Source organism: Collinsella provencensis (genome assembly GCF_900199705.1).
GTDB lineage: Bacteria > Actinomycetota > Coriobacteriia > Coriobacteriales > Coriobacteriaceae > Collinsella > Collinsella provencensis.
Map to the genome: position 1 here is coordinate 58,438 of NZ_LT904908.1, position 21,966 is coordinate 80,403.

19 protein-coding genes and 1 pseudogene are annotated in these 21,966 nt (G+C 58.3%); 13 read left to right on the top strand and 7 right to left on the bottom strand.

The window, feature by feature from the left end:
• Positions 1 to 11: 11 nt before the first annotated feature.
• Positions 12 to 872, top strand: a complete 861-nt coding sequence (gene folD, locus C1711_RS00270; RefSeq protein ID WP_102337274.1) for a bifunctional methylenetetrahydrofolate dehydrogenase/methenyltetrahydrofolate cyclohydrolase FolD — start codon at positions 12 to 14, stop codon at positions 870 to 872.
• Positions 873 to 1,131: 259 nt separating this feature from the next.
• Here the strand turns inward: folD and C1711_RS00275 are convergent, their stop codons facing one another.
• A complete protein-coding gene (locus tag C1711_RS00275) occupies positions 1,132 to 1,359 on the bottom strand; it encodes a cold-shock protein (protein ID WP_102337275.1) in 228 nt (75 codons plus the stop codon).
• A gap of 196 nt (positions 1,360 to 1,555) precedes the next feature.
• On the opposite strand from C1711_RS00275, the pseudogene C1711_RS00280 reads away from it, so the two are divergent.
• The 4 genes and pseudogenes from C1711_RS00280 (at position 1,556) to C1711_RS00295 (ending at position 6,755) form a co-directional block, all read left to right on the top strand.
• A pseudogene (locus C1711_RS00280) lies at positions 1,556 to 3,180 on the top strand (C69 family dipeptidase).
• 149 nt (positions 3,181 to 3,329) lie between these two features.
• A complete protein-coding gene (locus tag C1711_RS00285) occupies positions 3,330 to 3,785 on the top strand; it encodes a hypothetical protein (protein WP_234346120.1) in 456 nt (151 codons plus the stop codon).
• A 15-nt stretch (positions 3,786 to 3,800) separates the two neighbouring features.
• On the top strand, positions 3,801 to 5,573 hold the full coding sequence (locus C1711_RS00290; RefSeq protein ID WP_102337276.1) for an ABC1 kinase family protein: 1,773 nt from the start codon (positions 3,801 to 3,803) through the stop codon (positions 5,571 to 5,573).
• 192 nt (positions 5,574 to 5,765) lie between these two features.
• Complete coding sequence (locus tag C1711_RS00295; protein WP_234346122.1) at positions 5,766 to 6,755, top strand: tRNA dihydrouridine synthase; 990 nt, start codon at positions 5,766 to 5,768, stop codon at positions 6,753 to 6,755.
• Positions 6,756 to 6,797: 42 nt separating this feature from the next.
• Here the strand turns inward: C1711_RS00295 and C1711_RS00300 are convergent, their stop codons facing one another.
• The 3 genes from C1711_RS00300 to C1711_RS00310 form a co-directional block, all read right to left on the bottom strand.
• Entirely contained in the window at positions 6,798 to 7,628 is an 831-nt protein-coding gene (locus C1711_RS00300) for a methyltransferase domain-containing protein (protein WP_102337277.1), read from the bottom strand.
• Positions 7,629 to 7,633: 5 nt separating this feature from the next.
• Complete coding sequence (locus C1711_RS00305; protein WP_102337278.1) at positions 7,634 to 8,170, bottom strand: GNAT family N-acetyltransferase; 537 nt, start codon at positions 8,168 to 8,170, stop codon at positions 7,634 to 7,636.
• A 152-nt stretch (positions 8,171 to 8,322) separates the two neighbouring features.
• Positions 8,323 to 10,476: a methionine--tRNA ligase gene (locus C1711_RS00310; RefSeq protein ID WP_102337279.1), complete on the bottom strand. Its 2,154-nt coding sequence runs from the start codon at positions 10,474 to 10,476 to the stop codon at positions 8,323 to 8,325.
• Positions 10,477 to 10,623: 147 nt separating this feature from the next.
• Here C1711_RS00310 and C1711_RS00315 point away from each other — a divergent pair, with 147 nt between their 5' ends.
• The 3 genes from C1711_RS00315 to queA are packed head-to-tail and all read left to right on the top strand — an operon-like array spanning position 10,624 to position 13,355.
• Complete coding sequence (locus C1711_RS00315; RefSeq protein ID WP_234346125.1) at positions 10,624 to 11,481, top strand: DUF3267 domain-containing protein; 858 nt, start codon at positions 10,624 to 10,626, stop codon at positions 11,479 to 11,481.
• Positions 11,478 to 12,095, top strand: a complete 618-nt coding sequence (locus tag C1711_RS00320) for an epoxyqueuosine reductase QueH (protein WP_102337281.1) — start codon at positions 11,478 to 11,480, stop codon at positions 12,093 to 12,095. The genes C1711_RS00315 and C1711_RS00320 overlap by 4 nt, the downstream gene beginning before the upstream one ends.
• 36 nt (positions 12,096 to 12,131) lie before the next feature.
• Entirely contained in the window at positions 12,132 to 13,355 is a 1,224-nt protein-coding gene (queA, locus tag C1711_RS00325; protein ID WP_102338486.1) for a tRNA preQ1(34) S-adenosylmethionine ribosyltransferase-isomerase QueA, read from the top strand.
• A 471-nt stretch (positions 13,356 to 13,826) separates the two neighbouring features.
• Here queA and C1711_RS00330 read toward each other — a convergent pair whose 3' ends face one another.
• Positions 13,827 to 14,627: an SDR family NAD(P)-dependent oxidoreductase gene (locus C1711_RS00330; protein WP_102337282.1), complete on the bottom strand. Its 801-nt coding sequence runs from the start codon at positions 14,625 to 14,627 to the stop codon at positions 13,827 to 13,829.
• 293 nt (positions 14,628 to 14,920) lie between these two features.
• Between C1711_RS00330 and C1711_RS00335 the strand changes: the two genes are divergently transcribed.
• The 3 genes from C1711_RS00335 (at position 14,921) to C1711_RS00345 (ending at position 18,259) form a co-directional block, all read left to right on the top strand.
• Complete coding sequence (locus C1711_RS00335) at positions 14,921 to 16,276, top strand: coiled-coil domain-containing protein (protein ID WP_102337283.1); 1,356 nt, start codon at positions 14,921 to 14,923, stop codon at positions 16,274 to 16,276.
• Positions 16,277 to 16,283: 7 nt separating this feature from the next.
• Positions 16,284 to 17,423 (top strand): tRNA guanosine(34) transglycosylase Tgt, encoded by a 1,140-nt coding sequence (tgt, locus tag C1711_RS00340; RefSeq protein WP_102337284.1) that lies wholly within the window; start codon positions 16,284 to 16,286, stop codon positions 17,421 to 17,423.
• A 68-nt stretch (positions 17,424 to 17,491) separates the two neighbouring features.
• Positions 17,492 to 18,259 (top strand): Cof-type HAD-IIB family hydrolase, encoded by a 768-nt coding sequence (locus C1711_RS00345; RefSeq protein WP_102337285.1) that lies wholly within the window; start codon positions 17,492 to 17,494, stop codon positions 18,257 to 18,259.
• A 120-nt stretch (positions 18,260 to 18,379) separates the two neighbouring features.
• On the opposite strand, the gene C1711_RS00350 is transcribed toward C1711_RS00345, so the two are convergent.
• Entirely contained in the window at positions 18,380 to 19,471 is a 1,092-nt protein-coding gene (locus C1711_RS00350; RefSeq protein WP_102337286.1) for a Gfo/Idh/MocA family protein, read from the bottom strand.
• A gap of 155 nt (positions 19,472 to 19,626) precedes the next feature.
• The gene (gene rnhA, locus C1711_RS00355) at positions 19,627 to 20,145 is read right to left on the bottom strand and encodes a ribonuclease HI (RefSeq protein ID WP_102337287.1); all 519 of its coding nucleotides are present in this window, start codon (positions 20,143 to 20,145) and stop codon (positions 19,627 to 19,629) included.
• Positions 20,146 to 20,307: 162 nt separating this feature from the next.
• Between rnhA and C1711_RS00360 the strand changes: the two genes are divergently transcribed.
• Both C1711_RS00360 and C1711_RS00365 read left to right on the top strand, forming a co-directional pair.
• A complete protein-coding gene (locus C1711_RS00360; protein WP_234346127.1) occupies positions 20,308 to 20,979 on the top strand; it encodes a pentapeptide repeat-containing protein in 672 nt (223 codons plus the stop codon).
• 15 nt (positions 20,980 to 20,994) lie between these two features.
• Positions 20,995 to 21,870 carry a deoxyribonuclease IV gene (locus C1711_RS00365; protein ID WP_102337288.1) on the top strand — a complete coding sequence of 292 codons (876 nt, stop codon included), beginning with the start codon at positions 20,995 to 20,997 and terminating at the stop codon, positions 21,868 to 21,870.
• Positions 21,871 to 21,966 lie beyond the last annotated feature (96 nt).

Sequence of the window (21,966 nt, forward strand, 5' to 3'; positions counted from 1 at the left end):
GAGCGATCTCATTGGCAACGATTATTGACGGAAAAGCCCTGGCCGCTACGACGCGCGAACGTGCGGCTGCTGAGGTGACAAAGCTCGCCGCACAAGGCATCGCTTGCGGTCTGGCGGTGATCCTGGTCGGCGACGACCAGGGTTCTGCGACGTATGTGCGTGCAAAGCTGCGCGACTGCGAGCAATGCGGCATCCCCTCGAAAGACTACAAACTGCCTGCCGAGACCTCGCAAGAGGAGCTCATGGAGCTCGTTGGGCAACTGAATGCCGATAACGAGGTCGCGGGCATTTTGGTGCAGATGCCGTTGCCCAAGCACTTGGACGAGGAAGCTGTCGTTGCCGCCATCGATCCGAAGAAGGATGTCGACGGTTTTCATCCCGAGAACCTCGGCAAGCTCGTGCGCGGGCTGCCCGGCCTGCGTCCCTGTACGCCGGCGGGAATCATGGAGATGTTCGATGCCTATGACATCGACCCTGCTGGGAAGAACGCGGTTATCGTCGGTCGTTCTTCGATTGTGGGCAAGCCCATGTCGCTCATGCTGCTCGCGAAAAACGCGACGATTTCCGTTGCGCATTCACATACCGACCCACGTGAGCTGGCTCGTATTTGCCAAAGTGCGGACATTCTCGTTGCCGCGTGCGGTATTCCCAAGATGATCAAGGGCCCGTGGATCAAGCCCGGTGCCACTGTCATCGATGTCGGTATGGACCGCGATGAGAACGGTAAACTGTGCGGTGACGTGGACTTTGCCTCCGCGGAGCTGGTCGCTGGAGCCATCACGCCTGTTCCGGGTGGCGTTGGTCCCATGACGCGCGCCATGCTCATGAGCAATGTGGTGCTTGCCGCCAAGGCGCAACACGGGTTGTTGTAGCAGGACGTTACTGTTTGAAGGGCGGGGATTGGCATAGGCTGGTCCCCGTTTTGCATTGTGCTGAATGCAAGCGGGTTCAAGGTAATGCCTGTCTACTGTTCAGGTTAATGCGTATTGCGCTGCTGAAATCGAAAGCAAATCGAATCTAGACAGCCCGCTTGTTTGCCAAGAAAAAGGCGCCCTTGCGAGCGCCTCACTTGATGAACGTGCATTGCCTGACCTAAAGTCTGCCGCCTCGCTCTTGAGTTGTTAGGGCCTGCTAACCGATCTTGCGGACTTCGACTGCCTGGGTCTCACCGGGCTTTTTGCCAGGTCCAACCTCAAACTCGACGCGATCGCCCTCGTCGAGCGTGCGGTAACCGTCCATCTGGATGGCGCTGAAATGGACGAAAACATCGTTGCTCGAGCCGTTGATGGGCTCGTCGGGCGTGATGAATCCGAAGCCTTTTTCCTTGAAGAAGGACTTCTTGACTGTGCCGGTTGCCATGATGCACCTTTCTGTGTTCGCCCTCGTGATTAAGGGCGGGAGATGTATTTGCGATTGCGAATACGTATGCCATCGTACTCCGATAGGCTGGAGTGCTGTGGGAAAAACTCGATGGAAACAATTAGTCGATACGCGCCGTGTATGTCCGCATGGTTGGGTACACTGGACGCAGTGACCGAACAAGCAAGGAGGAGCTATGCCCTGTACCACGATTCTGGTTGGAAAAAAGCAAGTTATGACGGGTCGACCATCGTCGCCCGTAACGAAGATTCTCCTAACGGGCTTTTCGAGCCGCAAAAAATGGCGGTGGTAAAACCCGAGGAGCAGCCGCGTACCTATGTTGGCAGGCACTCGCATCTTTCCCTTGATTTGCCGAACGATCCCATGCGTTACTCTTGCGGGCCCGATGCCGTTCCCGGCCATGGTCCATGGGCTGCCGCCGGTTTTAACGAGGCGAACGTGGGAATGAGCGCGACCGAAACGATTACGAGCAACGAGCGCGTGCTCGGTGCCGACCCGCTGGTGGATTACGTGCCCGCTAAGGGCGAGCCGGGCGATGTCGATTACGTTCCCGAGCAGATTGGCGGTTTGGGCGAGGAAGATTTCGTCACCGTCGTGCTTCCGTATATTCATTCCGCACGTGAGGGTGTTGAGCGTTTGGGCGCACTGCTTGAGCAGTACGGAACGTATGAGATGAACGGTATCGCGTTCTCCGATATCAACGAGATTTGGTGGCTCGAGACCATCGGTGGTCATCATTGGATTGCTAAGCGCGTGCCCGACGATGCGTACGTGACCATGCCCAATCAGCTCGGCATCGATTACTTCGACCTGTTGGATGCCGAGGGCGAGCAGGTTTCCCACATGGCGAGCTCCGACTTGCGCGCTTGGATGGAAGAGAACCACCTCAATCTCACCATGGTGAACGCCTTTGAGCAGGAGGAATTCTGCGATTCGGAACTTTGGGATGACGCCGACGAGTCCGAGGATGAAGAAGACGATTTCATCGCAATGAGCCTCGAGATCATGTCGGGCCTGCAAAAGGGCGACATTTTCAATCCGCGCGATGCATTCGGCTCCCATTCCGATTCCGACCATGTGTACAACACTCCGCGTGCCTGGTATATGCAGCGCTGCCTGAATCCGCACGATGGTTGGGATGGCCCGGACGCACTGTACACGCCCGAGTCGGATGATATTTCGTGGAGCCGCGTTCCTGAGCGCAAGGTGACTATCGAGGACGTGAAGTACGTCCTCTCGTCGCACTTCCAGGGTACGCCGTACGACTGCTATGGAACCAAGGGCACGCCCGCTACGCGCAGCGCCTACCGCCCCATTGGCGTCAATCGCAACAGCCAGCTCGCTGTGCTGCAGATTCGTCCTTATGTTCCCGCCGAGTTCGCTTGCGTGCAGTGGATGGCATTTGGCTCCAACGCGTTCAACGCCCTCGTGGCGCTCTATGCAAATGTCGATGAGTTCCCCGAGTATCTCTCCAACACTACAGCGCGTGTGAGCACCGAGAACTTCTATTGGGCAAATCGCCTGATTGCGGCTTTGGCCAATGCGCGTTTCTACGAGACGGGCGCAAAGATCGAGTCTTATCAGGAGAAGATTGGCGCACTGGGGCACAAGATGCTGCGTGAGACCGATTGCGCTGCGGCCGATGCAGAAGCGGGAGAGGTTTCCGCGTTGCTCGCTCAGGCAAATGCCGCGATGTGCGATACGCTCAAGACCGAGACCGACAAGCTGCTCGACCAGGTTCTGTACATCACGAGTTGCGCGATGAAGAACGGCTTTGCGATGTCGGATAACGAGCGCTAAGGCAAAGTGGCGAGTGCGGCGGCGCGGATATACCGTTCGCCGTCGCACTGTTACGATGTGCAGCCTCGGGTACAAGGACATCAATGCAACAAGGCTTGCCGGGTGCCGGTATTCGCAAAGGCACATGCAAGCCATTAGAGGAGGCATCTATGGCCACTAAGTTTGAAGAGCTCATCAATGGCATGGTGAATGTTGGGTTTGGAGTTGCCGCAACTGCAGCCGAGATGACCCATGACGCGCTGGAGGACTTCGCCGAAAAGGGCGAGCAGGTACGCAAGGACAAGCAGACCCCCGATTTTGCCCGCTCGGTATCGGATGCATTCGAGCAGGCAGGCGGTACGTTCTCCGAGGTTACCGAACGCTTGAGCCAGAAGGGCGAGACCACAGCGGAGCGTGTGCTCGACGAGTTGATTCTCGCTCGCGTCCGCGCACTCACCAAGAGCGAGCGCGTCGCCTTCATGGCGCACGTTCGCGACCTTGTCGATTCCGTTGACGACAACACCGTCACGGTTGAAGTGACCGTTGAGGTAGAGGAAGAGTCCGGGGATGATTCCGCTGCCCAGGATGGTGCAGCAGAGGGCGTCGATTCGCCTGTCGAGGAGTAATCCGAGTAATCTGACATGACTGCCGAGACGAACAAACATGAGGCGGGCGCACGTCGCCCGCTTTCACCCGAGGAGACGGTTAACCTCGAGGGCGTGGAAGAGGAGCTCCAGAAGCTTTGGAGCCGTCGTAGCCGCGTGGCGGATGCGTTTCCCGAAGAGCCCGAGGTCATGGCTCCTTCTGAGGAGATTCAGCTCTCAGCGGCAGGTAGACGCAGGCGCATTGCCGAGATTATCAAAATCGCCTACAAATACGAGGTGTGGCACGATTTAACGCCTCGTCGCCTGCGTCGCATGCTCGAGGATCTGGGTCCTATGTTCGTGAAGATGGGGCAGATTCTCGCCAATCGTTCTGAGATTTTGCCGCAGGAATACTGCGACGAATTGAGCCATTTGCGCACCGAGGTCGATCCCGTTCCCTTTGCGGTGGTAAACGAGTGCCTGCGTACGGAATACGGCCGACCGCTCGATGAGATTTTCGAGCATATCGACCGTAAACCGCTGGGTAGCGCCTCACTTGCGCAGGTTCATCGCGGTCGCCTCGTCACCGGCGAAGACGTTGCAATCAAGGTGCAGCGCCCTGGCGCACAACAGGTCATGGCGCAGGATATCGATATCATGCGCTCCATCGTCCGCCACGCTTCGCATTTCGTGCGGACCGATCAGTTCGTGGACCTCAAAGACGTGGTCGAGGAGCTGTGGCAATCGTTTCGCGAAGAGACGAACTTCCTTATGGAGGCACGCAGCCTCGATGATTTCCATCGGTTCCATGAGGGAACGGGCTGTGTTTCCTGCCCGCGTTCGTATTTGGCGTACTGCACCGAGCACATCGTGGTCATGGATTACATCGACGGCATCTCGATTGCCGACCCCCAGTCGCTCGTTGCGGCGGGGTATGACCTGAAAGAAATCGGCGGCATTATCGTGGAGGACTATGCCACGCAGGTGCTCAATGACGGCTTCTTCCACGCCGATCCCCATGCAGGCAACATCATCGTCAAAGACGGCGTGGTGTATTTCATTGATCTCGGTATGGTCGGTCGTATGTCGAGCCATGACCGCGGCATCGTTAAAGACATGATCTTCTCCGTGGCGAGAGGGGACGTTCCCAAGCTCAAAGACTCGCTCATGCGCTTTGCCGTTACGCGCGGCGATTCGTCCGAGCTCGATCACTCGACGTTCCTTTCCGACCTCGATTTCATCGTGGCTGATTTTGCCGGTCTCGATTTGGCCGATCTGAATATCGGCGAGTTTCTGACCTCGATTATCAACCTGGCGCGTAAAAACGACGTTGAGCTTCCGAGCGTGGTGACGATGTTCGCGCGCGGTATGGTCACGCTCGAGGGTCTGCTGAGCGAATACATGCCCGACGTCAATATGATCGAGATCATCTCGCAACACATCGCAAACGAAAAAAGTAGCTTCGTGCGTATGCAAGAGACGGCGCAGGAACTATCAAGTGCCAGCTTGCGTTCGCTGCGCGGTCAGCTCGAGATGGGCGAGCAGCTGGGTTTGGCTTCGCGTATGCTCACACGCGGGCAGCTTAAGATCAACACGCAGGTGCTCGGCTCTGAACAGGTGCTTCGCCACGTTGGCGGAATCGTGGACCGTCTTTCGATGTCCATTGTGATTGCAGGCTTGTTTATCGGTTCCTCGGTGGTGTATTACGCCAAAATCGAGCCGGTTATCTTCGGTATCCCCGTTATCGGTTTTTTGGGATACGCGAGCGCGCTGATTCTTGCGTTGGGTTTGGGTCGCGAGATTTGGCGCAACAGCCACAGCAAGCGGTAACGATTTTCGGTCACAGCGGGACGGTTTGGTTCCTCGGGCGTCTCTCAATGTTGTTTCTTGCTCTATTTCTTTTTAAATGAAGCAAGAAAACACATTCAAGAGCATATGGCTGCTTACGAGAAGTTTCTATGCCTGATTGCAGCGAGACTGTGCGAAGCGTTATGCTCGGGATTGCAAAAAAGAAAAGCAATTGTGACCAAAAGACCGAATAGAGAGGTTGATGCGTCGGTGATATTGTCGCTTGCGCCCATGGAGGGTATTACGGGGCATGTGTTCCGCAGAGTACATGCGGAGTGTTTTGGTGCGCTCGACCGTTATTACACGCCTTTTCTCACCCCTTTGAAGGTGGGGGACTCGTTTGGCGGACGCGACCGCGATGAAATCGATCCTGCGAACAATCGGGGTTTGGATGTTGTTCCGCAGTTGCTTACCAAGGACGCCGATGACTTTCTTCGGGCAGCCCGCTCGCTTGCCGACATGGGTTACAAGGAAGTCAATTTGAACCTCGGGTGCCCCTCGGGGACGGTTGTGGCAAAGGGGAAGGGGTCTGGCTTTCTCCGCAATCTCGAAGACCTTGATGTGTTCCTAGGGGAGATTTGCGAAAAGTCTCCTATCCCCGTTTCGGTTAAGACGCGGATCGGCGTTACCGACGATGGGGAATACGAGCAAATACTCAAGACGTTTCTTCGGCATAACATTGTTGAACTCATTGTCCATCCGCGTGTCCAGAAGGACCGATATGAGGGCAAACCACGATGGGAGACGTATGGCAGGACACTGCGGGAAGCGCCGTTTCCCGTGGCCTACAACGGCGATGTCTTCTGTCTCGCCGACTTGGATGCTTTCGTTCAGGCATATCCCGAAACCCATCATGTGATGCTGGGCAGGGGGATTCTTGCGAATCCGGCGCTTGCACGCATGATTAACGGTGGTTCCGCTGCAACTCGTGAAGAGCTCAGGTATTTCCACGACAAGCTGTTCGGTGCGTATTTGGACGAGATGGGCGGCAACGCGGTGTTCCGCATGAAGGAGTGGTGGTTCTACGCCAAGTTTGCCTTTGCCGAGCCGCTTGCAGTGCATAGGGCGGTGAGGAAGGTTCGCAAGGTCGGAGAATACGAGGCGGCAGTCGAACGCATCTTCTGCAACATGCCGCTTGCCGAACAGGCGATTTTTCGGGCGTAAAGATAAACTAGCCCTCTGCTACCGAAGTCGTGCAGCAGCAGGCTAGAACGTGGCGCAGATGATTTCCGCGTCCACGGTGATGTGGGAGAGTGCAGCGAGGTCGAGTGTATCAAGATTAACGCCGAACGAGACGGGGCTCATGCGCGCAAGATCGACGGCGTCTTCCGGTGTAACGGGAGAAGTGCGGGTGACGCGCGTGCGCTGCACGATGCGCATATGGCGTTCAAGATGTTCGGCAACACCGTGGTCTGTGAATTCCGTCTTGCGAAGCTGTGATCCTGCAAGTTCGCGCAGCTCGTGCATGTGTTGAGGCGCTGGAATCACCTTGACGAGCATGCCGCCGGGTTTAAGCACTCGCTGGAATTCCGCGTAGTTCGCGGGTGTGAATACGTTGAGAATCACATCCGCCTGCGCAGGGCGAACGGGAATGTGAGCCAGGTCGGCAACGAGCCAGCGCACCGGACCTCCACCGCGGGCAGCGCACCGAATGCCCTCGCGTGCGATGTCGAACCCGATGACTGTGCAGCCCATTGCGGCGCAGAGCGCTTTGGCATAGGAGCCCTCACCGCACCCTGCATCGAGGATCACGGCGTTGCGGGGCAGTTCCCGCAGTGCATCAATGATGCCCTCGCTCACCACGTTGTAGTAGCCGTGCTCCATGACGCTCTGTCGGCTGGAGAAGAACGCCTCGTCATAACCCTTGTGCGGCGCCTGCTGGGGGCACAGGTTGAGAAAACCTTTGGCGGAGATGGCAAAGTCGTGTCCATTTTCACAGGCAACCGAAGCCTCGCGTGCATGAAGCGCGTGTCCGCAAATGGGACATTGCAACAGCGGCGCGATAGCGAGGTGCTTTTGGATGCCGGGGCGAGCCATGGGAGCTACAGCACCTTCTCGAATACCAGGCGCTCGGGGTCAATCTCGCCAGGGTAGGGCAGCGTGATGGCGCCGCAGTGCGTGTAACCGCGCTTGGCAATGAGGCCCTGCATGGGGAGGTTGTTCCGATGTGTGTCGATACGCATGCTCTCGCAACCATGTTCGCGCGCTAGACGCTCGCATTCCGAGAACATGAACGTCATGACTCCCTGGTGAGCTGCGCTCGCGCTCACGGCGCAGCGGTGGATAACCGCGTAGCGCGCATCAACGGAAGTGGAATCGGTGAGCCATTCGCCATCAAGGGCGTCGTAGGTAGTGTCGCCGCCAAACGTCAGCGCGAGCGTACCCACGACGGCTCCGGTCTCGCTTTCCGCCACATAGCCCACGCCGTGCTCGATGTCCTCAGCGACGTCGATGCGATTGGGATATTCGCCTTGCCACTGAGGCACGTTGAGGGCATGGAGTGCGGCCTTGCCGTCACGGAGCACGAGTTCAGCAGTTAGAACGTCATCTTTTGTCGTTTTTCGCATCACGAGGGACATAGTATCTCCTTGGAGCTAGCTAGAAACGTAAGCAACCGCACTACACAACTCTTGGGAGATAGCACGGTTGCTTGGACAATCAATACGGATCGGCGCCGATGTTGCATTCAGCGAATTTTTGGGTTATTCCAAATCCGCGTTTACTGCAGGCGCTAAAACTGCGACGGATGCTTGGCGAAGAAGTCGAAGCGCGGGGGCAGCGGCTTGACCGCGTGCTCGCCGGGCTTCTCGCCCAGGCTCTCGACCAGCTCGTCACACGTATCGAAGATGTGTGACCAGTTGAAGAACACCTCCGGGGCCACGTTGAAATGCTCGCAAATCTGTTCGCAGCCTGCGGGAACGATGCCGTGCATGAGCACAGCGCCCACGCGCAGAGCGTGGAATGCATCCACCAGCGCCTGCGTCATCGCCGCGTCGTCCTCAGCATTTTTGGCCGCCTTGGACGCATCGCTCCAACGCTTGTTGGCAGCGCGCAGGAATTCGTCGCATACGGCGAGCGCATGATGCAGCTCAAAGGTGTACATAGCCTGCTCAAACGACAGGATTGCCTTTTCCGCCTCCCCGACGACCTCGGCAGAAGGCGTACCTGCGGGAATGCAGCCCGTACGATAGGGCGCGGTGTCGCCGTCCTTGGGTGCGATACCGTAGAAGCACGAGCGTGCGAGACGGTTGAACACGCCGGTGAGCATGGCGCCCTCTTTGAGCGCCGGGTCGATGACGCGCTTGTCATCGCGAGCGAGCAGCGCGGAACCGTCGGGGTTCTTGCCCGTTTCACGCAGGTCAAACGCCTTGGGAGAGAAGCTCACCGGTTTTTCGCCCAAACCGAGCGAGAGCCAGTGGGCGCGCAGCTGTTCGGGGGTGTAGTGGTCGAGAAGCTCGGATGCCAGCGGCGGGGGGGTCTGCGAGCTGGAGCTGGCCTTTTTGCCCATGTATAGGATGTGGTAGTTGGCCGCAACCGTGCTTTGCCGCATGCCCCAATTTAGAGCCTCCCAGAGCGCCGTTTGGGCGATGCAGTAGAAATAGATGTTGTCCTGGCCGATGAACTGGTACGCCTTGGCGTCCTCGGAGCACCACCAGTCGCGCCAGTCTAGGCTGGAATGCGTATAGCTGGGCTCGGGGATGATGTCGCTTGCGGGTTCGCCCGATGCAGCGGCGTCCTCGATCGCGGAGGTGGGAACACCCTCAGAGGCACCTGCGTTTCCAAGTTTCTTCGCATCGCGCGCGAGCACGGTGCGCGTGAAGCTGATAGGCGCCCACAGGCTTTCCGGCCACACCCAGCAGGTGAGGTCGGTGCAGCCGCAGTCGTTGGGAACGGGCACGCCCCACTCGACGTTTCCGGTGATGCGGAACGGCACGAGCGCCTTGCCGGAACGGAAGCGCACGCCGCCGCGATTGAGCACCTCATGGGCCTCGTCGCGCTCTTTCCAGCTGGGAAAGGTCACCGTAAACGAGCTCTTGTTGCCCTCCGGCTCTTCAACGGTATGCTCGGGCAGTTCGCCCTCGATCGCGTCGAATGCCTCGCGGAATTTGTTTTGGATGTAGAGCTGGGCGGGGTTGAGCCACTCCTCCATGGTTTTCGACACCACGGAGCGCACGGTGGGATCGGCTTCGAGCTCGGCGGTGTACTCCTTGAGATAGTCGAGGTAGGCGGGCAGGTCAAAGTACAGGTTGTCGACCGGAACGAGTTCGGGCGTCTCGCCGGTGAGCTGGCTTTTGGGTGCGATGAGCTCCTCGGGCTCGAATTGATGGCCGAGGTCACATTCATCGGCGTAAGCCTTCTCAGACTTGCAGCCCTGGATGGGGCAGCGGCCGATGACCTGGCGACCGTTGAGGAACTGTTGCGCCGATGCGTCGTAGAACTGCTTGGTGGACATCTTGGTGAGCACGCCGCGTTCCTGCAGGCGGTGCAGGATCTCGCTTGTCGTACGCTCATGCACGTGGACCGACGGCTCGATTGCGCTGCCGGCGTAGATGTCGCACGAGACACCGAAGCTCGCGAGGTCGGTTGCCTGGCTGTCGTGATTCTCCTGCACGTAATCGGAGATGTGCTTGGCGTAACCGCCGTTTTCGTGGCGCTTGCGGTATCCCTCCATGATGGGGGAACCGTAGCAGTCGGTGCCGGAGACGAAGATCACGTTCTCGCGACCCAGACGGTCGCGCAGGAAGCGCGCATAGAAGTCTGCCGGGATAAAAACGCCGCCCACATGGCCAAAATGCAGGCCCTTATTGCCGTAGGGCATGCCCGCGGTAACGACGGCGCGCTTGGGCCAGGCGGGGCGATCTGCTCGGTTGGGCGTGGTTGCCATAGAGTCTCCTTCAAAACGGAATAGGGACGAATGACGCCGATGCGAGACGGACCGCTCGGCGATTGCATGCGTATGCACACGGGCCGTTGCCCGATGCAATCTCACATTATCGCACAGCTGTCCGCACGGGACGCTACACTTAGTCGCATGAGGAAAATCGGTGACATACACGTTTTTGAAGACCAGGCGTTCCTGCATGCCATCAAGCGCGATTCTGCGCTGGTGTTTGAGCTGGGCATCGTCGCGGGTGTTATGTGGGCATGTGCCATAACTGCCTTGCGCGAATTCCGAAATGCCCCGCTTGTGCCGTTTGAACTGGGAGATGTTTTGGGAACCTTGGGTCTGGCACTCATGGGCGTTGAAGGCGAGGCAAGCCCCAGTTGGGTGTGGTGGATCTCTCTGGCGCTGGCGATTGTCGCCACCCTTGCTTTGCACGAGCTGGTTCATGCGTTTTTCTTTAAACAGTTCGCTCCTCCGGGCGCCCACATCTCGTTTGGCGCCAATATGAAGACGGGCATGATTTATGCGAGCGCCACGGATATCGTGTATTCCCGTGCACAGTACGAGGTTATCGCGCTTGCCCCCACGGTTGTGGTAACGGCGCTGGTATTTGCTATTGGATTCGGTTTTACTTGGCCTTTGTGGACGCTTTTGGTCGCGGTCGCGCACCTTTCGGGTTGTACGGGAGACTGGGAGTATGTTCGAGCGATTCGTCGGGATGGGCGCATCACGCACTGTCGCGACACCGAATGGGGCGTTGAGTTTTACAGCGATGCCCCCATTGCTCAAGAAAGGGCGCGGGTCGTTCAAGGCGGGTCTTCTGCCACACGAAACGACAAGCCTGTTTCTGTAAGCGCCTCAGCTCCCACTTCCATGGGCGTTTCTGATTCCATTTCCTCTTCCACGAGCGACTTCGCCCCTGCTTCCGATGCATCCGTCGGGCAAGACGAGGCGTCGAAGAAACGCGCGGGCTTTTCCGTTGTCGATGGAGGCAAATCCTCATGACGCGTCTGCTTTTACATGCCTGTTGCGCCCCCTGTTCGCTCGAACCGGTGCGTTTGTTGATGGAAGAAGGGTTTGAGCCCACGATTTGCTGGTCTAATCCCAACATCCAACCCCTTGCTGAGCATGATCGCCGTTTGCACGAGCTGCGCGTGTGGACGCGCAAACGGGGGATTCGCCTCATCGAGGCGGGGGACGATCGCGCGCGTTGGGATCGTGCTGTCGCCCCGCTGGGGGCTGACCGCGAGCGGAGATGTCGCGCATGTTACGGCATGCGCCTTGCCGAGGCGTGTCGCGTCGCTCAAGAGGAGGGCTTCACGCATATCGCCACCACGTTGGCCGTTTCCCCGTATCAGCTGTTCGATACCTGCAACGAAGTGCTTGAAGCGCTGGCCGCAGCTCATGGCCTCATTCCGGTGATTCGCGATTTTCGCCCGTGGTATCCCGAGGCAACGCGTCATTCGCGTGAGCTTGGGATGTATCGGCAAAAGTATTGCGGCTGCAGGTTTTCCGCCGCCGAGGCAGCGATGGATCGCGCTCGTCTGCGCGATGAACGTAAAGCTGAGAAGGAGCGCAGTAAGGCTGAGCGTAGCGAGGGTCAGGCTGCGTTATCATGAGCTGCTGGTATTGAGCAACTCATGAAAGGCGCCGTTATGCGCACCGACGATTTCGATTACAATCTTCCCAACGAACTCATTGCCCAGGCGCCCGCCGAGCCACGTGACTCGTGTCGTCTGCTCGTGCTTCATCGCGATGCACCGGCGAGTGAATGCGGTGCGGGCGCGGTCGCCCTGGCAAGCGGGGGCGCTGTTGAGCACAAGCACTTCTACGACATCATCGACTATCTTGAGCCGGGCGACCTGCTTGTCGCCAATCAAACGCGCGTGATGCCGGCGCGCCTGATCGGCCGCAAGCCGACGGGCGGCGTCGCTGAAACGCTGCTACTGCGTCGTCGCGAGGATGTCGATCCGCTCGGACACGTGTGGGAGTGCCTGGTCAATCCAGGCAAGCGCCTCAAGCCGGGCAACCGTGTGGAATATCGTGCCGGCGGCATGCTGGCACCTGAGGATTCTCCTGTGGTGCTCACGGCGGAGATTCTCGATTTTGTGGACGATTCCAAGGGCGGGCGTTTGGTGCGCTTTGAGCCGGTGGGGGAGAACGAGACGGGCAAGCCCCGTTCGCTCGACGAGGCGATTCATGCCGCGGGCCATGTGCCGTTGCCGCCGTATATCACGAGCTACGAGGGCGATCCCGAGAAATACCAAACCGTGTATGCCGTGAGTGAGGAACGCTCCGCTGCGGCTCCGACGGCAGGTCTGCACTTCACGCCCGAGCTCATTCAGCGTATCAAAGACAAGGGCTGCGGTTGGGCCACCGTTGAGCTTGAGGTGGGTATCGACACGTTCCGCCTGGTTGAGGAGGACGATCCCACCGAGCATGTCATGCACACCGAGCGCTACCACGTTCCCGCTTCGGTTGTGGAGGCGGTGCACGCCACCAAGGCCGCGGGCCATCGTGTGATCGCGGTGGGCACTACGGCGGTGCGCTCGCTCGAAAGCGCGTGGGACGCCTCGGTTGCCGCGAGCGTTCCACCTGTGACGGCGCGCGGATTCGAGGGCCGTGCAGATAGCGCCGACACGACGGGCGCGGGTGACATCGTGGTGCGTGAGGACGCGACCACCAACCTCTACCTCATGCCGGGATCGACGTTCCATGTGGTCGATGCGCTCATCACCAATTTCCACGTGCCGCGTTCGACCCTCATGATGCTCGTGAGCGCGCTTGCCACGCGCGATCAGATCATCGAAGCCTATACCGAAGCGGTTGAGCAGCGTTATCGCTTCTTCTCTTTCGGTGATGCCATGTTCATCGAATAGGAGAGGCCTTTCATCTTTCTCCATTTATTTCAAATTTTTTTGGATATCAGGTATAGATGTATGCGCTTTGGGGCATACACAGAGTAAGAAATACAAGCGTCGCAACGTTACCGCGACCGGATAAGGAGGTGGGCCCGTGGTGATGGATGATATAGCAGCCTTTGGGTCCGTTGCCTGCGAAACCGAGGTCGAGTTTTTGAGGTAGAACGCGAGTGTGATCGCGTGTTCCCGGCGATGTACCGGATAACGACCGGTGAGGATACGCATCGATGGACCCAAAGCAATTGCATGGCGTGTTCCGGCGATTGCGGAAGGGCGTGGTTCCACCGTACAGAGCATAGAACGAGCGGCGGCATCGTAGTGGTGCTGCCGCTTTTTTGTGCAGATGCGGCACGTTGCACAAAAAGCCCGCCTGGCGAAAAACCAGACGGGCTTTGTGCGTATATCACGCGATGCGAGCGATGGAAATCCTTACGGACGCTGGCCCATGCCGCCCTCGAGAGTGACGGTCTCGCCGTTCATGTACTTGAAGTCGGGACCGCAGAGCTGAACGACCACGCGGCCGATCTCGGTCTCGACGTCACCGTAGTGACCCGCCGGCGGCATATGAACGTTGGCCTCGAAGGCCTCGGGATATGCCATCTGGAAGTTCTCGAGCTGAGCGGTCCAGGCGAGCGGGCACACGATGTTGACGTTCACGCCGTCCTTGCCCCACTCGTTGGCGGCAACGCGGGTCAGGCCGCGGATGCCTTCCTTGGCGGCAGCGTAGGAGCACTGACCATAGTTGCCGAACAGACCGGCGCCGGAGGCGAAGTTCACGACGGAGCCCTTGGTCTCCTTGAGGTGCGGGTAGCACTTCTGCATATACAGGAAGGTGGCATACAGGCCGGAGTACAGAGCGAGGTCGAACTGCTCCATGGTGTGGTCGGCGATGGTGACGCCGGAGGCGGAAGCCTGGGCGTTGTTCACGAGCGCATCGATGCGACCGAACTTGGCGATAGCCTCGTCGATGACGTGCTGCACGACAGCTTCGTTATCCTGGCCAGCGGAAACGTCGGCCTTAACAGGGAGGACCTCAATGCCGTACTCAGCCTCGAGGGACTCCTTGGCAGCCTCGAGCTTGGCAACATTGCGACCGGTGATAACGAGGTTGGCGCCCTCCTTGGCGAAGGCGATGTCGATGCCGTAACCGATGGAGCCGGCGGAGCCGTCCTTGAGCGTGGCCTTGCCGCCACCCGTTACGATAACAGTCTTACCAGTGAAAAGTCCCATATGGGTCCCCTCTCGGTCGATGCGGCGAATACGTTCGCCGCGCGCGTGCATTCCTTTTGCACGCCACAAACAACGGATATTCTACCCCGTATTTGCATTTTCTCGAATAGCCGTTTGCTTTGTCCATAATCGATTCGCCAATATGTCAATGAAGGCTAATCATTTGCGGACACGTGCAACTTTGATTTCCTTTTGCGGTAATAGATGCGTCAGGCGATTCGTTGTCCTACCGAGACGATATGATGATAGACAGAAAATGAACATGCGGCATCCTGCCGATATGAGGGGATCACATGAACGAGATCGGGAAGAACAACGACGAGCTTGATGGCTTGGTCAACGACTTGAACAACGATAGGACAGCCTCGACTATGCCGGCTTTTTTGGAGCGGGCAGCCAGGGGCGAAGTGCCAGTGGCGTCATCCGAATCGAGAGAGAAGGAAGACAGGCCCGATACCCAAGCCTTTACCCAGGAAGATGAGCCTGCTGTCCCCGAGCAAAAATCGAATGAGCTTGCAGGTAACTTCTTTGCCGAGGGCGTGGCGAGTGTAAAGGAGATGAGCGCCGCGCGTCGTGCCCACGCAGAGGCACGCGATGAACTCGGCCGTTTGGAATACACCATTTCAGAGCGCGAGTGCGAGCTCGAACATCGTCGTGATGTGGAGACTCGCTACGAAAGCATCGTCTCCAGCGAAAGCTCCCGCTTGCAGGATGCGTCAGCTGCGAAGCGTGCAGCCGAGCAGCGTATCGAGGAGCTGGCGGGCGAGATTTCCCAAGCAAAGAAAAAGCTCGATGACATGCGCGATGTCGATGCCACGACGGAGCGCCGCTTGAAGTCCGCGCTCGAAGCGGCGGAGGACAAGGAGAAGTCTGCGCGAGAATCGGGTCGCAGGTTGCAACGGCGCGTAGATGATGCCAAGCACAATCTCGAACGCGCGAAGCAGGAACGCGAAGAAGGTGTCGTTGCTGCTCAAAAGGCAATTGAAAGCGCTGCGGCGCTACTCGATACGCTCAATAACGAGTTCGCCGACCTGCAGCGTACCCCTTCTGTCAATCCCGCGGAGTATTCGGTTCGCTCTGCTCAGCTCGATGGGGAAATCGCCGATGCCGCCGATGCGTTGCGACTGGCTCAGGAGGATTTGCCGCGCGTTCAATATGAGACCCAGGCGGCGGTTGATGCCGCCGTGGTGGCCGTGGGAGAGGCGGAGCGCCCCATTGCCTCCGCCAAGGCATCCTTCGAGGCCGTCGCTGCAGCGGCTGATGAAGCGCGCGATGCGTACGGGACCGCTAAAGACGAGGCGGAAGCGCGGCAAAAGGAGCAACGCCGCGTGATCTCAACGCTTGAAAAGGCGTCGAAGGAGCAACAGCGTGTAGCAACGGAGCAGCAGGAGATCATCGACGCTTCTCAGGCTCTCATCGATGAGGCGAACGATATCCACGCGCATCCCGAGGCGACTAAAGCGCTTGCCCGCGCGCTTGAAGCCGATCGCGCCGAACGCCTTGAACGCGAAAGCGAGATTGAGGAACTGGCTGCCACGGAGCATGCTGTTCGCGAGCGCACGCGCAATTCCCGCATACGTTTTATGGTGTTTGTGGCGGGTATCGTGCTGGTAATTGTCCTGGTAATTGTTTTGATTGTTTTAAGGTAGGAGCTACATGGATCAGTCCCTGTTCAAATATGAAATCGTTGCCGAGGATTCCAAAACCCATGCGCGCGCAGGCGTGCTCCACACGCCGCACGGCGATATCGAGACCCCGATCTTCATGCCTGTGGGCACCAAGGCCAATGTGAAAGGCATTCCCACCGAGACGGTAAAGGGACTCGGCGCGCAGATTGTACTCGCCAACACGTATCATCTGGCCATGCGCCCCGGTGCGGACACCATTGCGGAGCTGGGTGGCTTGCACACGTTCATGAACTGGCATGGTCCCATTCTCACCGATTCCGGTGGTTTTCAGGTGTTCTCGCATAGCGACGCGGTCAAGCTCACGGACGAGGGCGTGCGTTTTATCGCGACGGACTACGACGGTTCGCATGTGTTCTGGACCCCGAAAGACAACATGGAAATTGCCATGAAGCTCGGATCCGACATCTGCATGCAGCTCGATCAGTGTCCTGGTTATCCCGCTACGCGAAAGTTCGTGGAGCGCGCGGTGGAACTTTCCAGCATGTGGGCGGAGCAGTGCTATCAGGCCCACACGCGCGATGACCAGGCGCTGTTCGGCATTGTGCAGGGCGGCATGCATTTGGACCTGCGCCTGCGCTCGCTCAAGCATCTGGAAGAAGCCGGCGATTTTCCCGGTTACGGCATTGGCGGCTATTCGGTGGGAGAGCCGCACGAGGTCATGTTCGAAACGCTTACTCCGCTGGTCAGCGAGCACATGCCGCGTCTTAAGCCGCGCTATCTCATGGGCGTGGGCAATCCGACCACGCTGGTGCGCGGTGTGGGTATCGGCATCGACATGTTCGACTGCGTGTTGCCCACGCGCACGGGCCGCATGGGCACGGCTTTTTCGAGCACGGGCCGCATGAACCTCAAGAATGCGAAGTACGCCAAGGATCCCCGCCCTATCGACGAGAAGTGCACCTGTCCGGTGTGTACGGGTGGATACAGCCGAGCGCTCATCCGTCACATGGTTTCCCAAAAAGAGATGCTTGGCGGCATCTTGCTGTCACAGCACAACATCTATTTCTTGCTTGATCTCATGCGTCGCGCACGTCAAGCGATTATCGAGGGTCGTTATGCCGAGTTCCAACAGGAATGGATGGAGAGCGAAGCGGCGGCGGATTTTTAAGATAGCTAGACGGCGCAACGCTATACGGAACAACGCCCGCCGCGTGGAACTGAGGGGTAATCGCAACCATGTATAAAGTAGCCTTTTTCGATGTCGATGGAACGCTTCTGGAGTTCAAAACCCATCGCGTTCCGCAGAGCACCTGGCGCGCCATCGAGTCGATGCGCGAGCGCGGTATCAAGATCGTCATCTCGACGGGTCGTTCCCCACACGAGATTCCCGAGGAGATACGCGAGGGTTTCGATTGCTATGTGACGTTTAACGGTCAGCTTTGCTACGACGAGCATGGGGTTTTTCGGGAAGCGAGCATTGACGAGGCAGATGTTCGCGCCATTGTGGACGGTTGCTACGAAGGACTTTATGAGATGTCGGTGATGCAGCGCGACCGTACATTTTTTAGCAAGCTTACCCCGCGCATCCGCCAAGTTTCTCAAAAAGTCGGCGTCACATACGTTCCCGGTGATTTAGAAGATGCCTTCACCGCACCAGTTTTCCAGCTCAATGTGTTTTGCGATGCGGAAGACGACCGCTTGTTCCTCGACAAAACGAAAAACGTCGACGTGACTCGTTGGACCGAGTTGTTTTGCGACGTGGTACCCCATGGTGGCGGCAAACATTTGGGCGTGCGCGCCGCGCTCGAGCGCTTTGGCGTTGCGCCCGAGGAGGCGATCGCCTTTGGCGATGGTGAAAACGATCTGTCGATGTTTGCGGAGGTGGGTACGAGCGTTGCCATGGGCAATGCGTGGGATAACGTTAAGTCTCAGGCGACGTATGTCACCACCGATGTTGATGACGATGGCATTTGGAATGCCTGCCGGCACTTTGGGCTGGTGTAGGTTCTGCGGTTGAAACGGGATAGATAATCCCACCCCATTTTCACGGGGTGGGATTTTTTCGATGCGTTTGGGCAGGCAGATAGAGCTTTTGTACAGCGGAGTCCGGCGAGCTCGTTGACGCTACTGTTTGTCTGCAGGGAAAGTCACGCCCATCTGACGGCGTGCTTCATCCATGACAGCAAGCGATGCGAGCGTAACGGCGCGGAAGCTTCCCACGGTTCCGAAGGGGCCAGCGGGAGCTTCAGCCGGCTTGGTACCGGCGGCGACTGCCTCGCATGCAGCGGTGAAGTCCTCGACTTCGTGCAACATGAGATTGGCGGGCTGGGCGGGGAGCTCAAGTTCGCTCGTGACGGTTTGAGCGACCGAATAGCCAAGGGAACCGAGCGATGGATTCTGGACGCGCATATCGAGGCGCACGTGTTCGGGATTTGCGATGGCGTCGATCGTGAGCGTGCCGAGTTCTCCTTCGATTTGGCTTTCGGCGAGGTCGTTGACGTTCTTGGCATGATGCGTGCTGGCTACCATGTTGGGGTAGGTTGCCAAGATGATGCCTGCGCAGTCGATGGGACCATTCGTGAGGTCATAGAGGGACTCATCGAGCAGGGCACCTGCCGCCTTGACCGAAGTGGGAGCACCGAATAGGGCGATGAGAGGTTCGACGCTATAGATTCCGATGTCCATGAGCGAACCGGTGGCCAAATTGCAATCAAAGACGTTCGAGTGACGCCCGGCGAGAATATCCTCGTAACGGGTTGAGTATTTGCCGAAGCGAATGGTGGCGCGGCGGATAGTTCCCAGCTGGGGGAGGGTATCGCGTATTGCGTAGAACGCCGGGTCGTGAAGTGGGCGCATGCCGTCGAATGCAACGACGCCCGCTGCGTCGGCGGCGCCGAACACCTCACGGGCTTCGCGCTGGTTGGCGCAGAAGGATTTCTCGACGAAGACATGCTTGCCGCCGGCGATGCAGGTAAGAGCATGGTCGTGATGGAGGGCGTTGGGGCTTGCCACGTATACGGCGTCGACTTCGGGATGGGAGGCCATTTCCTCAACAGAGGCGAACGAATAGGCGCCGCCGTGCTCTGCCGTGAACTTCGCCGCGCGCTCAGCGTCACGCGAACAGGCGCCGATGAATGTCGCACCGGGAGTTTGGGAGATTGCATCGATGAATACGGAGGTGATGGTGTTGGTGCCAATGGTTGCGATGCGGATCATGGTTTCTCCTTCTACTCGCTCGCGTACGGATGAGGACTGGGATGGATGGAGCTTGACGGAATGCGTGCTTTTCAAGGGCCCAACAAGGGTGGACGAACTGGCTGGGTACTTTTCATAGTTGACACTACTATTTTGAGACGTTGTTCGCCTTGCGTCTAGGCCTCCGTGAATCCGGTGTCGATGTGATGGGGTCCGTGATCGGCGGCGACGGTGGCAAGTTCGTCACACCGTTCATTGAGTTCGTGTCCGGCATGCCCCTTCACCCAATGAAAGCTCACGTGATGGGGCTCCTTGGCTGCAAGTAGGCGTTTCCACAGATCGACGTTCTTCACCGGTTTTTTGTCGGCGGTTTTCCATCCGCGTTTGATCCACCCCTCAACCCAATGCTGATTGAAGGCGTTGCAAACATATTGCGAGTCGGAGTGAATCTCAACATCGCACGGGCGGTTGAGCGCCTCAAGCGCAGCGATGACTCCCAGCAGCTCCATGCGGTTGTTCGTGGTGCGCTCATAGCCGCGCGAGAGTTCGAGCGTATGTTCTTTGCCCGAGGGGGCGGTGTAGGACAGTACGGCGCCGTAGCCTCCGTGCCCGGGATTACCGCGCGATGCGCCGTCGGTGTGGACGATGACTTTCACGAGTTGATATGCTCCCCTCGAATCGAATACGTATTTCATAGTAAGGCATGCGAGTGGTAGGGCAGTGGGGGAATTCGTGTACACCGCGCGGGGCACACGGTGGTGCAAGCCGTTTGGGTATGATGGTTGGCAGGGTATCGGTCCGGTGCTTTCGTTGGTTTGTTTGGATGAAGGTGCCGGTTGCATGCGATGAGGAGACGTGTGGTGCTGAGCAAGCGCTTTCAGGGATTTGCAGAGGTTGCCGGTGCGCCTGCGCAGAAACTGGGCAGCGATGAGCTGCTTGATGTGTTCGAGGATGAGGATGCGTACGTTGCCCATGCGCTGGTAGAGGACATGGAGCTTGCGTACGAGTGCACCCATGCGGCGACCTGCGAAGGAATGACATTTCGCTCATGCGAGTTCGACCACGTTGATTTTCGTGACAGCACCTTCCGCGACGTAAGGTTTGAGAACTGCCGATTCATCAATTGCGCCATGGATAAGGGCTGGCTCAACCGCGTGGACTTCGTGGGGTGCTCTGCTCCTGGGTTGAGCTTGCTTCAAGCGCGTCTTGCGGGGGTTTTCGCGTGCGATACGGATTTTTCCTATGCGAATTTCTCAGAAGTTTCGGTCGATCAGCTCAGGCTGCATTCCTGTCGGCTTCGAGAGACGGCACTGCAGCGCGCCAAGCTCAAGCGCGTGAGCTTTGACGAATGCGACCTTACTCGTTTGGACGTGTTTGGCACGAAGCTCGCGGGCATCGATTTCTCAACCTCGATATTCCAGGCACCGGTGTTGTCGGGCGATTACCATGAGTTGCGCGGAATCATCGTTGCGCCCGAGCAGGCGATTGAGTTGGCGGGCTTGCTGGGCGTGCGCGTGCTCGATGAGTAGGGTAGGGGAAACACTGTGTTGACAATCGGTTGCCATCTTTCCACTTCAAAAGGTTTCACCGCTATGGGCAAAGCTGCGTTATCCATCGGGGCGAACACGTTTGCCTTCTTTACGCGCAATCCGCGCGGCGGCAACGCCAAGGAGCTCGACTTGGATGATGTCGCGGGACTTCAGCGCATATTGGACGAGCATTCGTTTGGGCGTCTGGTTGCTCATGCGCCCTATACGTATAACGCCTGCTCATCCAAGGAACGTGCCCGCGAGTTTGCCCTCGAGGCGATGGCGGAAGACCTCAAGCGCATGGAGGCATTGCCAGGGCAGTATTACAACTTTCATCCCGGGGCACATGTGGGGCAGGGTGCCGATGTGGGGATCGTCCTGATTGCAGAGACGCTGTGCTATGTGATGTTTGAGGGGCAGCGCACGTGCGTGCTGCTTGAGACGATGGCGGGCAAGGGTACCGAGATCGGGCGGAGCTTTGAGGAGCTTGCGCGGATTATCGAGGCGGTTGCGATGCGCCGACCGGAACTTGCAAGGTCGGAGATGCTCGGTGTTTGCCTTGACACGTGTCACATTCACGACGGCGGTTACGACATCGTGCATGATTTGGACGGCGTGTTGGCGGAGTTCGACCGCGTGGTGGGGCTTGAACGCTTGAAGGCCGTGCACCTCAACGATTCCAAGAACCCGTGTGGTGCACACAAGGATCGCCACGCACGCATCGGCGAGGGGTATCTGGGTGACGAAGAGCTCGGCGGCGGTGAAGCTGTGCTGCGTGCACTGGTGACGCATCCTGCCCTGCATGACCTGCCGTTCATTTTGGAAACACCGCAGGATGACCTCTCCGGCTACGCTCACGAAATCACGTATCTGCGCAGTTTGGCGGAGTAGGTGTAGAAAATGAATCATCGTCGGTGATAGCCCGCAAGGGACCGAACCCATTTCGTCGAATGCGAGTTCCGCACGAGCCGAAGCGTCCAGTGGACG